Annotated in this window: 13 protein-coding genes; 8 read left to right on the forward strand and 5 right to left on the reverse strand. The window is 71.1% G+C overall.

Features of this window, described 5'->3' with window-relative positions:
- Nucleotides 1-49 precede the first annotated feature (49 nt).
- From prs to C5708_RS03260, 4 genes are all read right to left on the reverse strand, one after another.
- Complete coding sequence (prs, locus tag C5708_RS03245; protein ID WP_242917757.1) at nt 50-961, reverse strand: ribose-phosphate diphosphokinase; 912 nt, start codon at nt 959-961, stop codon at nt 50-52.
- Nucleotides 958-2,487, reverse strand: coding sequence for a thymidine phosphorylase family protein (locus tag C5708_RS03250; RefSeq protein ID WP_242917759.1), 1,530 nt, complete (start codon nt 2,485-2,487; stop codon nt 958-960). The genes prs and C5708_RS03250 overlap by 4 nt, the downstream gene beginning before the upstream one ends.
- Nucleotides 2,488-3,444: 957 nt before the next feature.
- Nucleotides 3,445-4,443 carry a pyridoxal-phosphate dependent enzyme gene (locus C5708_RS03255; RefSeq protein ID WP_242917761.1) on the reverse strand — a complete coding sequence of 333 codons (999 nt, stop codon included), beginning with the start codon at nt 4,441-4,443 and terminating at the stop codon, nt 3,445-3,447.
- Nucleotides 4,444-4,555: 112 nt separating this feature from the next.
- Nucleotides 4,556-5,032 carry an Lrp/AsnC family transcriptional regulator gene (locus tag C5708_RS03260; RefSeq protein ID WP_242917763.1) on the reverse strand — a complete coding sequence of 159 codons (477 nt, stop codon included), beginning with the start codon at nt 5,030-5,032 and terminating at the stop codon, nt 4,556-4,558.
- 461 nt (nt 5,033-5,493) lie between these two features.
- Here C5708_RS03260 and C5708_RS03265 point away from each other — a divergent pair, with 461 nt between their 5' ends.
- Together C5708_RS03265 and C5708_RS03270 are read left to right on the forward strand one after the other, a co-directional pair.
- A complete protein-coding gene (locus C5708_RS03265; protein WP_242917764.1) occupies nt 5,494-7,245 on the forward strand; it encodes a DEAD/DEAH box helicase in 1,752 nt (583 codons plus the stop codon).
- A 10-nt stretch (nt 7,246-7,255) separates the two neighbouring features.
- Nucleotides 7,256-8,434, forward strand: a complete 1,179-nt coding sequence (locus C5708_RS03270; protein ID WP_242917766.1) for an NAD(P)/FAD-dependent oxidoreductase — start codon at nt 7,256-7,258, stop codon at nt 8,432-8,434.
- Nucleotides 8,435-8,461: 27 nt separating this feature from the next.
- Here C5708_RS03270 and C5708_RS03275 read toward each other — a convergent pair whose 3' ends face one another.
- On the reverse strand, nt 8,462-9,118 hold the full coding sequence (locus tag C5708_RS03275; protein WP_242917774.1) for a hemolysin III family protein: 657 nt from the start codon (nt 9,116-9,118) through the stop codon (nt 8,462-8,464).
- A gap of 163 nt (nt 9,119-9,281) precedes the next feature.
- Between C5708_RS03275 and C5708_RS03280 the strand changes: the two genes are divergently transcribed.
- From C5708_RS03280 to C5708_RS03305, 6 genes are all read left to right on the forward strand, one after another.
- Nucleotides 9,282-10,184 (forward strand): class I SAM-dependent methyltransferase, encoded by a 903-nt coding sequence (locus C5708_RS03280; protein WP_242917776.1) that lies wholly within the window; start codon nt 9,282-9,284, stop codon nt 10,182-10,184.
- Nucleotides 10,181-10,924, forward strand: coding sequence for a pseudouridine synthase (locus C5708_RS03285; protein ID WP_242917778.1), 744 nt, complete (start codon nt 10,181-10,183; stop codon nt 10,922-10,924). Before C5708_RS03280 ends, C5708_RS03285 begins: the two co-directional genes overlap by 4 nt.
- Nucleotides 10,925-11,072: 148 nt before the next feature.
- Nucleotides 11,073-11,429, forward strand: coding sequence for a DUF6481 family protein (locus C5708_RS03290; RefSeq protein WP_242917780.1), 357 nt, complete (start codon nt 11,073-11,075; stop codon nt 11,427-11,429).
- Nucleotides 11,430-11,465: 36 nt separating this feature from the next.
- Nucleotides 11,466-11,858 (forward strand): DUF4440 domain-containing protein, encoded by a 393-nt coding sequence (locus tag C5708_RS03295; RefSeq protein ID WP_242917782.1) that lies wholly within the window; start codon nt 11,466-11,468, stop codon nt 11,856-11,858.
- Complete coding sequence (locus C5708_RS03300; protein WP_242917784.1) at nt 11,855-12,547, forward strand: type 1 glutamine amidotransferase; 693 nt, start codon at nt 11,855-11,857, stop codon at nt 12,545-12,547. The genes C5708_RS03295 and C5708_RS03300 overlap by 4 nt, the downstream gene beginning before the upstream one ends.
- A 295-nt stretch (nt 12,548-12,842) precedes the next feature.
- Nucleotides 12,843-14,312: an MdtA/MuxA family multidrug efflux RND transporter periplasmic adaptor subunit gene (locus tag C5708_RS03305; RefSeq protein ID WP_242917786.1), complete on the forward strand. Its 1,470-nt coding sequence runs from the start codon at nt 12,843-12,845 to the stop codon at nt 14,310-14,312.
- The last annotated feature ends 20 nt before the right edge of the window (nt 14,313-14,332 follow it).

The raw sequence follows: 14,332 nt of genomic DNA on the forward strand, positions 1-14,332 counted from the left end.
CCAGAAGCCTGGGCTGATCCCGGACCCACTGCTTCGAGCCGGCAGGCGATCACCGCATTGGCGGCGCTTCCTTTGGCTCCGCCAATTCGTCCGCCAAGGCCTCCGCCAGCAGGGGCGCCAGCGGCGCGACGGCGGTGGGGTGGAGGACGGAATCGCTGGAGATGAAACGTCGGACCCCGGCGGCGCGCAGCCGATCGACGGCATCCATGGCCAACAGCGCGTGAGTGACCGCGACCTCGACGCTCGCGGCTCCGGCATTGATCAGCAGGCGCGCGGCGGTCAGAAGGGTCGCCCCGCTGGAACAGACGTCGTCGGCGAGAAGGACCCTTTGGCCGGCCACCGAGCCCATATCCGCCGATGGTCGCAACATCACGACGTCGTCGCCGCGGCGGATCTTGTCGAAGGCCAGCAGCTTGGTCCCGAGCCGCTCGGCGAGCGGCCGCGCCCAGTTCACCGATTCCGCGTCGGGACCGACCACTAGATCGACCCTGTCCGCTCCGACCGCCGCAGCCAGGACGCCGGTGGCGGACAAGGTCGTAGTCTCGGCCGTCCCAAAGACCTCGCCCAGGCCGTGGGTGCGATGGAGATGCGGATCGACGGCGACGATGCGGTCGAAACGTTGGCCGAGCAGGGCGCCGACGACATCGCGGCTCAGCGGCTCACCGGGTGCGAACACCGCGTCCTGACGCATATAGCAGAGATAGGGAGACACCAGCACGAGCCGACCCGCGCCGCTGCGTCGCCATGCGTCCGCCGACAGCATCAAGGCCAGCAGTTTCTCGGTCGGGCGGTCGAGGCTGCAATAGATGATCACCGTCCTGGCCGGTGAGACCCGCGGCAGCAATTCCCCGTCGGGAAAGCGGTGAAGGTCGATGATTTCGAACGGGACGCCCAATCGCGTGGCCAGAGCCTGGGCGACGCCGGCCTGGTCAGCGAAAGCCTGAACGCTGACGGGCCTCATGTCCGCGCCAGGCGAAAGCCGCTGTCCTCTTCGGCCGCCTCGCGGGCGAAACCGAAGTCCGCCGGATCGACGCCATAGATGCGGAACAGCGGATCGCCCGCCCGGACAGGATCGCCGGCGCCCCTCAACAGCTCGACGCCCGCGCCAGGATCGGTCGGCGCGCCGCTGAGGCGGGCTATCGTGGCGATGCGCCGACAGTCGACGGCTTCGATCCAGCCGGAGGTGCGGGCGACGACCTCGTAACACAAGGAACCCAGTTCCCGCCGGATCGGCGAGGGCCCCTGCATCTCGATGATCTCGTCCATCTTCCGACGAGCAGCGCCGCTCTCCAGCAGTTCACGCGCCCGGGCTTCGCCTCGGCCGCCATCCAGGGCCGGGTCGAATTCCAGAACCCTCCCGGCCAAGCGGATCGCCTTTTCCCGTAACGCCGCCGGCGCCCCGCTGCGTCCTTCCAGGATCGCGGCGACGTCGCGGGCCTCGAGCACAGGCCCCACGCCGCGCCCGATCGGCTGAGAGCCGTCGGTGACCAAGATTTCAAGCGTGAGGCCAAGCCTGCCGCCGACATACTCGAAAAGCTTGCGCAGGCGCAGCGCCTGGCCGGCGTCCCGCACCTTGGCTGATGGCCCGACGGGAATGTCCAGCACGAGGTGGCTGGAGCCTGCGGCGGCTTTTTTCGACAGGATGGAAGCCGTCATTTGTTCCAGCGTGTCGATGGATAACGGACGTTCGACCGAGATCAGGACGTCATCGGCCGGCGACAGATCGACCCTGCCGCCCCAGACGATGCAGGCCCCGCAATGGTCGACCGTCCGGCGCATCTCGTCCTCGCTCAGATCAACCCGCGCGAACACCTCCATGGTATCGGCCGTGCCGGCCGGCGAAGTGATCGCGCGGGAGGAGGTCTTGGGGATCAGCAGGCCGTGCGCGGCGACGATCGGCGCCAAGATCAGGGATGTCCGATTGCCAGGAACGCCGCCGATACAGTGCTTGTCGACTACGAGGCTGCGCCCCCAGGAGAGCTGGCGGCCGGCGGCGATCATCGCGCGGGTGAGATCGAGGGTTTCATCGGGCGTCATGAAGCTGGCGCAGGCGACCAGGAACGCCGCCGTCTCCATGTCCGAATAGCGATGCGCGACCAGATCGGCGACGATCTGGTCGAGGCGTGCGCCATCGAGCGTCTCGCCCCGCACCTTGTCGCGGATGGCGTCAAGGCTGAGCGGCGCCCGCGCCGGCGCCACGTGAACCGCCGCGCCGGCTTCGACGCCCAGGCGGCGAAAGGCTGGCTGGGTCAGGCCCGCCTCGTCATGATCGAGCAAGGCCGTGTCGTCGCAGATGATCAGCTTGGCCAGGATGAGGCGATCGCCGGAAGAAACCTCGACCTTGCGGGCCGCGGCCATCCGCTCGGGGCGCAAGGCCACACAGCGCCGCGACAGCAGTAGGACGTTCTCGTGCACCGTGTCGATCGCCAGGGCTTTCGCCCGCAGGGCGATCGCCGGCGCTGTCCCGCCAAGCTTCATCTCCAGCATTGCGCAAGCGCCCGACGATCAAGCCCCGCGACATGTCCCGAGGGCGGCGGCGCAACGGCTCTTTCCCGTTCCGGCCAGTGGGTCGGACCAAGATGACCGTCGAACACCCGCAGCCCCCGCGGACCACCGCTGGACAGCCAGCGCATTCGCCCCAGGCCGCTGAAGACGCCGCAGGCGACATCCCTTCCGGCGACCGGTTCCAGATATCCGGATGGTCTTTCGACACCCGAAGCCGCGGCCTCGCAGGTTGGGATGCGCATGTCATCCTCCGCTTCGCCCTTGGCTTTAAGCCTGCTCTCCTCACGCCGAAATTCGTGGAAGGTACTTACGTGTTGCTACGGAGGCGGCGATACCAGCCTTGATCGGCAGGCCGGCGCAGTCGCCCCCCAGAGCCGGACGAAGAGCGCGATCGTCTCGTTGGCGATGGTGAAGTCCCGCTCGAGCCGCTCGATCTGACGGGACATCCGGTCCAGCCGCCGTGTCACCGCCGCATCGCCGGTCTCGGCGCCGTCAGGCGACAGGTACGCCGCGACGGCCGCGCGGACGATCTCCGACTTGGGCTAGCGCAGTCGTCGGGACGACTGGTCCAAGCCTCGCACGAGATCGCCAGGCAGAAAGACCTTGGTCTGGATTTTCATCAGCCGATCTACAGCTGGACGCCGTCATCTGGATCTATAACGGCCTGGCGCGCCCTGATCGGCCTTCGAGCCTCGCGAAAGGCCTCGGCGACAAGCCCCCACACGGTCCGGCGGGCGCGTCGCGCCAGCAGGCCAAGAGCGCGCGTCAGGCTCTGATCACGACCGGCCCCGCGCCAAAAATCCGCGGCCAGCGCCGCCGGCGCCATCTGATAGAAGACCGCATCCCCCTGCCCGTGAACAGGGCGTCGGCGCCAGTCTTTTCGAGCCAGCGCTCATCGTCCCGCCATAGCCGGGATCGACGGCCAAGGGCGCGAGGCGGTCACTCCGCCGCGCCTTCCGTCACCACCAGCAAGACGACGCTGTCTTCGGTCAGCCCGTGCTCGACGCGCAAGGCCGGCTGTTCGGCGACCTCCAGCAGGCCGGCCAGGCCCGCGGCGCCGGACGCGGTGGAGGCCACGCCCGTCGCGTCGCCCAAGGCGCGCACCGCCGCCGCCAAGCGATCCTCGTCCACCAGCACCGAACCGACCCCCCGACGCCGCAGCACCTCCAGCGCCGGAGCCGAGGCGAGCCCGCAGGACAGCATCTCGGCCGAGGTGTGCAGGTCGCCGTCGATCTGCACCGGCCGCCCGGCCCGCAGGGCGGCGGCGACGCAGGCGGCGGCCCGGGGCTCGACGGCAAAGGTCCGTCGCGGCCCGCTCATGGTCTCGGCCAGGCTGTCGACCAGGGCGGCGGCCAGCCCGCCGACGCCGGCCTGCACATACAGGTGCGTCGGCGACGCGCCCGCTTCGCGAAGCTGGTCATAGAGCTCCCGCGCCAGGGCGGCGTAGCCGGCCATGACGTCATGTACCACCGGATCGGCCGGATCGGGGGCGGTGTCGGCGATCAGCACGCCCTCGCCGCGCGCGGCGAAGGCGGCGGCGGCCTCGACCGCGTCGTCATAGGTGCCCGCCACCCAGATGACCTCGCCGCCGAGCCCGCGGATGCGCTCGGCCCGCACCGCCGTGACCGTGTCCGGCAGGAAGACCGACGCCTTGGCCCCCGCCGACTGCGCCGCCGCCGTCACCGCGAGGCCATGGTTGCCGTCGCTGGCGCAGATCAGGTGGGCGGGCGCGCCGGCGGGGCGGCGCGCCAGGGCGAGCAGGCCGGCGAACATGCCGCCGAGTTGCTTGAAGTTGCCGAGCGGCCGGTCGGCCTCGATCTTCAGCAGGACGCGTCCGACACCCGTCCGCCGCGCCAGTTCGGGCGAGGCGATCAATCGCGTCGGTTGCAGGGTCTCCAGGAAATGGAAGGCGGTTTCGGCCAGGCCGGCGTCGGTCATGATGGTCATGCCGCGAGGATGACGATCTTCGTGGACGCCGCGCCGCGAAGATCGGACGCCTACGCCTAAAACGTGCATCAGGCCGTATCAGAACGCCGAAAAAAGCCGACGCTCAATCGTCCTCGCTCAAGGGCACCGGAATCGTCAGCCCACGCTTGACGACGTTGAGCGCGACATTGGTCGTGAACCGGCGGACATTGGGGTTCTCGCTGACCAGCCGCGCCATCAAGGCGTCGTAGCTCTCGGTGTCTGGAACCGAGACCACCAGGATGAAATCGGCTTCGCCCGTCACGTAGAAGGCCTGCTGGACGTGCTCCTGCTCGGAAAGCCATTTGCGCAGTTGGGCCAATAATTCAGGGCGTTCGCGCTCGATCTGCAATGATACGATGAAGAAGGTCGGCCGCCCCACCTTGCGGGGATCGACCACCGCGATCTCGCGGGCGATCACCCCCTCCTCGCGCATTCGCCGCAGGCGGCGCTGGACCGCCGAGGCCGACAGCCCGATCTCGGCCGACAGGACCTCGGCCGTCCGCCCGGCGTCCTCCTGCATCAGGTTCAGGAGCCGCCGGTCAAGCTTGTCGAGCTGCATTCTCTCACCCCGTATCGGCGCGCTTGCGCGGAAATCAAGCGCCATTCACCGCCACAACGCCGCCAAGCCTCGCATGCGGACGGATAATGTCCAACCGCCCGCCACGCCGCCTTCAGCCGAAACGCACGACCGCCTTCCACCACGGCTCGAAAGGCGCGCTTCCGGCCGGATCGCGTGACATTGGCGGCGATCGAGGCTATCAGCGGCGGCGCGGGGCTCGCCTCCACGACGCGGCTGCGCCAAACGGCGCGGCGCGGAGAGCGACGGCGCCCACGCCGCCCGACCACATCAAAGCCTCCCCACAGGACGCGCACGCCGATCTGACCCTCGCCGCCCACGCGGCGCGCACGCCCATTACGCCCTCCCCTCGCCAACCTCCCGCACGTCCGCGCCCGAATGGCCGCCGGAACGTGTATTCTAGTTCCGTCGGCGTCCCCGCCGGGCCGCCGCAAAGGATTTCGATGCCCTTCCCCCTCACCCACCCCGCCCTGGCCGAGGCCCTCGCCGCCCAGGGCTACGAAGAGCCGACGCCGGTCCAGGCCGCCGTGCTCGAGGAAGGCGCCGGCGACGTCGACCTCCTGGTCTCGGCCCAGACCGGCTCCGGCAAGACGGTCGCCTTCGGACTGGCCATGGCCTCCAGCCTGTTCGCCGGCGACGGACCGCTGACCCCGGCCGGCGCGCCCTCGGCGCTGATCATCGCCCCGACCCGCGAGCTGGCCCTGCAGGTCAACCGCGAACTGAGCTGGCTCTACGCCAAGGCCGAGGCGCGGGTCGTCTCGTGCGTCGGCGGCATGGACGCGCGTCGCGAACAGCGGCTGCTGGCCGCCGGCTGCCATATCGTCGTCGGCACGCCGGGCCGCCTGCGCGACCACCTGGAGCGCGGCCACCTCGACCTGTCGGACCTGTCGGTCATCGTGCTGGACGAAGCCGACGAGATGCTCGACCTCGGGTTCCGCGAGGACCTGGAGTTCATTCTCGACGCCGCGCCTGAGGAACGGCGCACCCTGCTGTTCTCGGCGACCATCGACAAGGAGATCGCCGCCCTCGCCCGGCGGTTCCAGCGCGCCGCCCACCGCATCGACACCACCCGGCGCAACGAGCCGCACGGCGACATCGACTATCAGGTCATCCGCGTGGCCCCGAACGAGATCGAGCACGCCGTCGTCAACGTGCTTCGCTATTTCGAGGCGCCCGGCGCCCTGGTGTTCTGCTCCACCCGCGAGGCGGTGCGCCACCTGCACAGCAACCTGCGCGAACGCGGCTTCGCCGTGGTCGGCCTGTCGGGCGAACTCAGCCAGCGCGAGCGCGCCGACGCGCTGCAGTCGCTTCGCGACGGCCGGGCGCGGGTCTGCGTCGCCACCGACGTGGCCGCGCGCGGGCTCGACCTGCCCGACCTCGGCCTGGTGATCCACGCCGACCTGCCGCAGAACAAGGCCACGCTGCTGCACCGCAGCGGCCGGACCGGCCGCGCCGGCCGCAAGGGCTCGTCGGTGCTGATCGCGCCCTACACCCGCCGCCGCAAAGCCGAACAGCTGCTGGCCGCCGCCCACATCCAGGCGGCGTGGAACGATCCGCCCAGCGCCGAATCCATCCGCGCCAAGGATCACGACCGCATGCTGCAGGACGCGACCTTGACCGACCCGCTGGGCGAGGACGAACTGGCCCAGGGCCGCCGCCTGCTGGAAAGCCGCTCCGCCGAGGAGATCGCCGGCGTGCTGGTGCGGCTCTACCGCGCCAAGCTGCCCGCGCCCGAAGAGCTGTTCCGCGAGGATCGCCCCCGCGACGGCGGCGCACGCGCGGCCGATCCCGACGCGCCTCGTCCGGCGCGGATGGGGGCCGACGAGGTGGTCTGGTTCCGTCTGAACGTCGGCCGTCGCAACAACGCCGACCCCAAATGGCTGCTGCCGATGATCTGCCGCCTCGGCCACGTCACCAAGAAGGAGATCGGCCAGATCCGCATCTTCGACCGCGAGACCAAGTTCGGCGTCGCCCGCGAGGTCGAGGCCAAGTTCACCGCGGCGGCCAAGGCCTCCGCCGAGGACGACATCCGGCTGGAGCCGACCGCGCCGCCCGACGCCGACGGCATGTTCGAGCGTCCCGCCAAACCGTTCAAGGCCGCGCCGCGCAAGCCGGCCGGCCGGCCGAACGACCGGCCCGACGCGCGCCCGTCGTTCCGCGGCAAGCCGCGCAAGGCCAACCGCGAGCGCCGCTGAGCCCCGCCGCGTGGACGCCTTCGACGTCGTAGTGATCGGCGCCGGCGCCGCCGGCATGATGTGCGCCATCGAGGCGGGCAAGCGCGGCCGCTCGGTTCTGGTCCTCGACCATGCCGCCGCCGCCGGCGAGAAGATCCGCATCTCCGGCGGCGGACGCTGCAACTTCACCAACCTGCGCGCCACGCCCGCGAACTACATCTCGGGCAACCCCAGGTTCTGCATCTCGGCGCTGCGGCGCTACACCCAGCACGACTTCGTCGCCTGGGTCGAGCGCAGCGGCGTGGCCTATCACGAGAAGACGCTGGGGCAGCTGTTCTGCGACGGCTCGTCCCGCCAGATCGTCGACATGCTGCTGGGCGAGATGACCCGGCGCGGGGTGAAGCTGCAACTGCGCGCCACGGCGACCGACGTGTCCAGGACCGACACCGGCTTCGAGCTGGCCGCCGGCGGCCGGCGGATCGCCTGCGCCTCGCTGGTGGTCGCCACCGGCGGCAAGTCGATCCCCAAGATGGGGGCCACCGGCTTCGGCTACGACCTCGCCGCGCGCTTCGGGCTCAAGGTGACGGAGACCCGTCCAGCCCTGGTCCCGCTGACGCTGGAGACCGGCGCCCTGGAGCGGCTGAAGCCCCTGGCGGGCGTCGCGGTCGACGCCCGGGCGGCCAGCGCCAGGACCGCCTTCGACGAGGCCATGCTGTTCACCCATCGCGGCCTCAGCGGCCCGGCCATCCTGCAGATCTCGTCCTACTGGCGCGAGGGCGAGGAGATCATCGTGTCGATGGCGCCGGGCGTCGACGTGTTCGAGCGCCTGCGCGAGGCGCGGCGGGCCAACGGCAGACAGGCCGCCCAGACCGCGCTGGCGACCCTGCTGCCCAGGCGCCTGGCCCAGCTTCTGGCCGAGGAACACGGCGCGGCCGGCAATCTCGCCGACCTTCCCGACCGGACGCTGCGCGCCCTGGACCAGGCGGTGAACGCCTGGCGCTTCAAGCCGGTCGGCTCGGAGGGCTATCGCACGGCCGAGGTGACGCTGGGCGGCGTGGACACCGACGAGCTCGACTCGCGCACCATGCAGGCGCGGCGCGCGCGCGGCCTCTATTTCATCGGCGAGGTGGTCGACGTCACGGGCTGGCTGGGCGGCTATAACTTCCAGTGGGCCTGGTCGTCGGGCTGGGCCGCCGGACAGGCGGTCTAGACAAGCGGTCCCAGCCCCCCAGGGCGGTCAGGAGCCGGCGCGCGCCAGCACCACCCCGATCAGCACGGCCGCGTAGTGCAGTCCCGCGCCGCCGAGCACGTGGCCGTGCCAGATGGCCCGGCGGAAGCGCAGCCGCTTCATCAGGTAGAAGGCCGCGCCGGTCGAATAGACCAGGCCGCCGATGGCGAGCAGCAACAGCGCGACCCAGGACAGGCCGGCGATCATCGGCTTGATCGCCACCAGCACCAGCCAGCCGAGCGCCAGATAGACCCCGACCCAGAACCGGCGCCCAAGGCCCGGCAGGAACAGTTTTCCCGCCACCCCGGCCAAGGCCACGGTCCACACGGCGGCGGTCATGCCGACGCTCCAGGCCCCGGTCAGGCGCTGGGTGGTGAACGGCGTGTAGGAGGCGGCGATCATCAGGAAGATGCCGGCGTGGTCGAACCGGCGCAGGATCGGCCGCCAGGACGCCTTGGCGAAGTTGTAGGCGGTGGACACCCCGAGCATCAGCACCAGGCCGACGGCGTAGATCGACACCGACACCACCTGACCGATCGATCCGCCCAGGGCCAGGCCCAGCAGCACCCCGCCGCCGAACAGGGCGAGCGCCAGCCCGGCCAGATGCACGCACAGGTCGGCGCACTTGGCGGCTGGGGTCGGATAGTGAAGACCGGACGTGGGCATGGCGCGACAAGCCTAAACATCTTGGAGCGACGGATAAATGACGATCATTCGTGTCATTTCGTGGACAGGCGCGAACCTTCCGAACCTGTCCTTTCCGGCCTCGTCGCGATAGTAGACGCCGCAAATCAACACAGGCGACACCGTGGCGGATGACGATCGAGTGATGGAAGGCGTTTATGGCGAGCCGCCCCGGGCGCTGGCGCAGGCCGGCGCGCGGGCGGCGCAGTTCTCTCCGCTGATTCCCGGCGCCTCTGCGCTGGAGGAGGTCGCGCCGGAAAGCCTCGCGGCCATGACCATGTTGGCTCCGCCGGGCGCGGTCGAGCGCCGACGCGTCCTGGCCCTGGCCCTGCGCGCCCTTACGCCGGACGCCCCGCTGACGGCGATGGCGCCCAAGGACAAGGGCGGCTCGCGCCTCGGCAAGGAGCTGGCCGCGTTCGGCTGCGAGGTGATCGAGACCGCCAAGCGGCACCACCGCATCTGCGTCGTCCGCCGGCCCGCCGCGCCCCAGGGGCTCGATGCGGCGATCGCCGCCGGGGCGATGCAGCGCCCGCCGGGCCTCGACCTTTGGTCGCAGCCCGGCGTGTTCAGCTGGGACAGGGTCGACCCCGGCAGCGCCCTGCTGGCGGCGCAACTGCCGGCGATGACCGGCGCGGGCGCCGACCTCGGGGCCGGCGTCGGCGTGCTGGCCCGCCGTGTCCTGGCGTCCGCCGCGGTGACCCGCCTGCATCTGGTCGACATCGACCGCCGCGCGGTCGAGGCGGCGCGGCGCAATGTCGACGATCCGCGCGCGACCTTTCAATGGGCCGACGTCCGCGCCGGCGGACCGGCGGCGCAGACGCTGGACTTCGTAGTCATGAACCCGCCGTTCCACGACGGCGGCGCCGAGGACCGCACCCTGGGCCAGGCGTTCATCCGTCACGCCGCCGCCCTGCTCCGCAAGGGCGGCTGCTGCTGGCTGGTGGCCAACCGGCACCTGCCCTACGAGGCCGAGCTGTCGTCGGCCTTCGCCAAGGCGACGCTCAAGGCCGAGGCCGGCGGCTATAAGGTCTACGAGGCCCGGCGATGAGCAAGGCGCCCGCCGCCATGCGGCTGGACCGCCTGCTCGCCAACATGGGCTACGGCTCGCGGCGGGAGATCCAGCAACTGGCCCGCGCCGGCCAGGTGACGCTGGACGGGGTCGCAGTCGCCGACGCCGATCTTCGCGTCCCGGTCGCCCCGGAGCTGTCGCAGCGCCTGCGCGTGCAGGGCCGTCCCCTCGATCCGCCGCCGGGGCTGGCGCTGATGCTGCACAAGCCCCTCGGCGTCACCTGTTCGCACAAGGAGGCGGGCGCGCTGGTCTACGACCTGCTGCCGTCGCGCTGGCGGCGACGCGAGCCGGCCGTCTCGACCATCGGCCGTCTCGACAAGGACACCTCGGGCCTCTTGCTGATGACCGACGACGGCGGCCTGCTGCACCGGGTGATCTCGCCCAGGGCGCATGTGGCCAAGCGCTATCGCGTCGACCTCGACCGCCCCCTGCGCGGCGACGAGGCGGCGGTATTCGCGGCCGGAGACCTGATGCTGGACGGCGAGGACAAGCCCCTGTCCCCGGCGGTCATGACCACGCTGTCGCCGACCTCGGCCCTGCTGACCATCACCGAGGGCCGCTATCATCAGGTCCGCCGCATGTTCGCGGCGATGGGCAACCACGTCACGGCCCTGCACCGCGACAGAATCGGCGGCCTCGACCTGCCTGGCGACCTTGAGCCCGGCGCCTGGCGGCTGCTGTCCGAGGCCGACGTCGCGGCGATCTTCCGGGCCGATTGACCACAAAGTGCGGCCTTGACGCCACGTTCGACGCTGTTTTCGCGCGAACCATCTTTTCCTGGCGGCCATCTGGCCTTAAGTACGCGCCGTCCAGGCTGCGTAACGCTTTCACGCGCGCGGCCGGACCCCATCAAAACCTAGGACAAGCATGAAACACCTGAAGACGACCGGTTTTGCCGAACGCCGCGAAGCATCCGCCGAGGCCAAGAAGGCCCTGCTCGCCAAGTTCAAGCCCAAGCCGGCCGTGACCGCCAACGACTTCGTCGACCGCGCCACTGAGCGCGAGCGCGAACTGGACGCCGTGCGCGCCGCCCGTCAGGCCGAACGCGAAGCCGCCCGCGCCGCCCGCGCCGCCGCCGTCGCCGCCGAGCAAGAGGCCCAGGCCGCGCTGGAACAGGCCGCTCTCGAGGTCAAGCGTAGCGAACGCAAGGAGCGCAAGGCGCTCGAAAAGTCCGAGGCCCAGGCCCGTCGCGCCTCTCGCCTGGCCGCCTACGGCCGCATGTGAGCCTGATCCGGGCGCCCCGGCGCCCGGACGCGCGCCATGACCACGGCCGAGAACGCGATCCGCGCCCGCCGGCGGCTGACGAACAAGTTCATCGCCGCCCATGACGCCGAACGCCTGCGGCCGTTCTTCGCCCCCGAGGTCAATGTCGTCGTCGGCGACGGCGCGCTGATCTGCGGGGCCGATGCGGTGATCGCGGCCTTCGCGGCCCAGTTCCGCGAATCCGGCTTCGTCCGATACGAACGGTCGCCGGATACGGTCACGCCCGACCAGGACGGCGGCCGCGCCGCCGAGAACGGCCGGTGGACCGGCGTCTGGCGCGACGCGGCGATGGCCGGGGCCTACATGGCCGTCTGGCGCAAATCCGTCGGCCAATGGGTCATAGAATCCGAACTCTACGTCACCCTGACCCGCACGGAGCCGTCGTCATGAACATCGGCATCCTCGAAACCGGCTCGCCGCCGACGCCCCTCGACGAGGGCTTCGGCTCCTATGGCGACATGTTCCGCCGCCTGCTCGGGCCGGCCTTCCGCTTCACCATGTTCGACGTCCGCAACGGCGACCTGCCCCCCTCGCCCCGCACCTGCGAGGCATACCTGATCACCGGCTCGGCCTCGGGCGTCTATGACGGCGACCCATGGATCGCCGCGCTGGAGGCGTTCGTCCGCGGCCTGGACGGCGACGTGAAGATCCTGGGCGTCTGTTTCGGGCACCAGCTGCTGGCCCAGGCCTTCGGCGGCCGGGTCGAGAAGTCGGCCAAGGGCTGGGGCCTCGGCCTCCAGACCTATGCGGTGACCAACCGGCCCTACTGGATGGACGAGGTCGAGACCTTCTCCCTGCCCGCCTCGCACCGGGATCAGGTGGTCGAACCGCCGCCGCAGAGCGTGGTGCTCGCCGCCAGCGACTTCACCCCCTACGCCGCCCTCGCCTATCCGGGCCGCCTGGCGGCGTCGTTCCAGGCCCATCCGGAATTCAGTCCGGACTACGCCGCGGCGCTGATCGAGTCCCGCCGGGGCCGCAGCATCGACGAGGCGCAGGCCGCCGCCGCGACCGCCAGCCTGGCCCAGCCCAACGACTCCCAGCGCGTGGCGATCTGGCTCAGGCGCTTCCTGGGCGGCTGAACCCGGCCCTCCGCCGCAATCCAGCGTCGAACCTCCATCGGTTGAGCATCCGCGCCGGCCGCCTCCGCGGCCGAAGACGCCGCCGTGCGGCCGCCAAACCCCTTGCGGTCCAGGCCGCGCTCGTCAGGCGACAAAATCCCTGGTTTCGGCGAGACTTCGCGGACGGCTTCATTTCAGCGCCGACATAGAGGCCGAAGGGATGTGTGGGAGTTGTATCACCGCCGCCTCTTTTGAGTCGGGCCGCTGAGGCATAAGCGCCCACTCGCCCTGCGGTAATGCGTCAAGAGGAGACCTCATGGACCGGCAGCCAGCGCCGATGGAAGGCGGATCGCAGCAGGGGCGGTCAACCCAGGCACGGCGAGCGGGCCAGTCTCGCGGCCGGGTGATCGGGGCGGCCCTGGCGGTCGGCGGGCTCGCCGCGCTCGGCGCCCTGGCCTGGCATCTGACGCACCGCGCGCCGGCCGGTCCCGGCGGTCCGGGAGGCCCCGGCGGCGGGCGGCGGCCGACCACCACCGTCGGCGTCGCCATGGCCAAGAACATCGACATCCCCATCACCATCGAGGCCCTGGGCGCGGTGACGCCGCCGGCCACCGCCACGGTCCGCCCGCAGGTCGCGGGCGTCATCACCCAGATCCTGTTCCGCGAGGGCCAGATGGTCGAAAAGGGCCAGACGCTGGCGGTGATCGATCCCCGTCCCTTCCAGCTGGCCCTCGGCCAGGCCCAGGGCAATCTCGCCCGCGACGAGGCCCAGCTCCAGGTCGCCCAGCTGACCCTGACCCGCTATCGCACCCTGCTGACCCAGGACAGCATCGCCCGCCAGGACGTCGACACCCAGGCCGCCACCGTCAAGCAGCTGCAAGGGGTGGTGGCCACCGACCGCGCGGCCGTGGGCTCGGCCCAGCTCAATCTCGGCTACAGCCGCATCGCCGCCCCGGTTTCGGGGCGGATCGGCCTGCGCGTCGTCGACATGGGCAACTACATCGCCGCCGGCGACGCCGCCGGCGTGGCGGTGATCACCCAGGTCAATCCCATCGACGTCGAATTCTCGGTGCCGCAGGACGACCTGCCCCGCATCCAGGCCCGGGTGAAGGCCGGCGCGGCCATCGCCGTCACCGCGCTCGACCGCACGCGGACCACGACCCTCGGCCAGGGCCAGTTCCTGACACTGGACAACCAGGTCGACGCCGCCACCGGCACGGTCAAGGCCAAGGCCCGGTTCGCCAACGGCGACGGCGCGCTGTTCCCCAATCAGTTCGTCAACGTCCGCATGCTGCTCGACACGCTGAGCGGCGCCGTGGTCGTGCCGGCGGCGGCGCTGCGGCACGGGCCGCAAGGCGATTTCGTCTACGTCCTCAACCAGGATCGCACGGTCAGCCTGCGCGCGGTGACGCGCGGCCCCGGCAGCGGCGACAACGTCTCGATCACCCAGGGCCTCAAGCTCGGCGAGCGGGTGGTCACCGAGGGCGGCGACCGCTTGACCGACGGCGCGCGGGTGCAGTTGCCTGGCGACAAGCCGCACCAGGGCGGCCCGGGCGGTCCGGGCGGCGGCGGCCGTCGTCATGGCGGCGGCGCGGCCCAGGCGGGCGCCCCGCCGGCCGGCCAGCCGGCCTCGGCCCAGCAGGCCGCGCCCGGCGGCGACGGTCAGGGACGGCCGCCCGGCGGCTGGCGTCACCGCCAGAACGGTCAAGGCGGGGGCGGCCAGAACGGCGGCGGTCAGAACGGGGCGGGCCAAGGCCAGCCCCCGGCCGGCGGGCCGGCCAATTGACCGCTCGGCGTCAGCGTAGC

This window comes from Caulobacter sp. CCUG 60055, from assembly GCF_022750545.1.
Lineage (GTDB): Bacteria > Pseudomonadota > Alphaproteobacteria > Caulobacterales > Caulobacteraceae > PUIC01.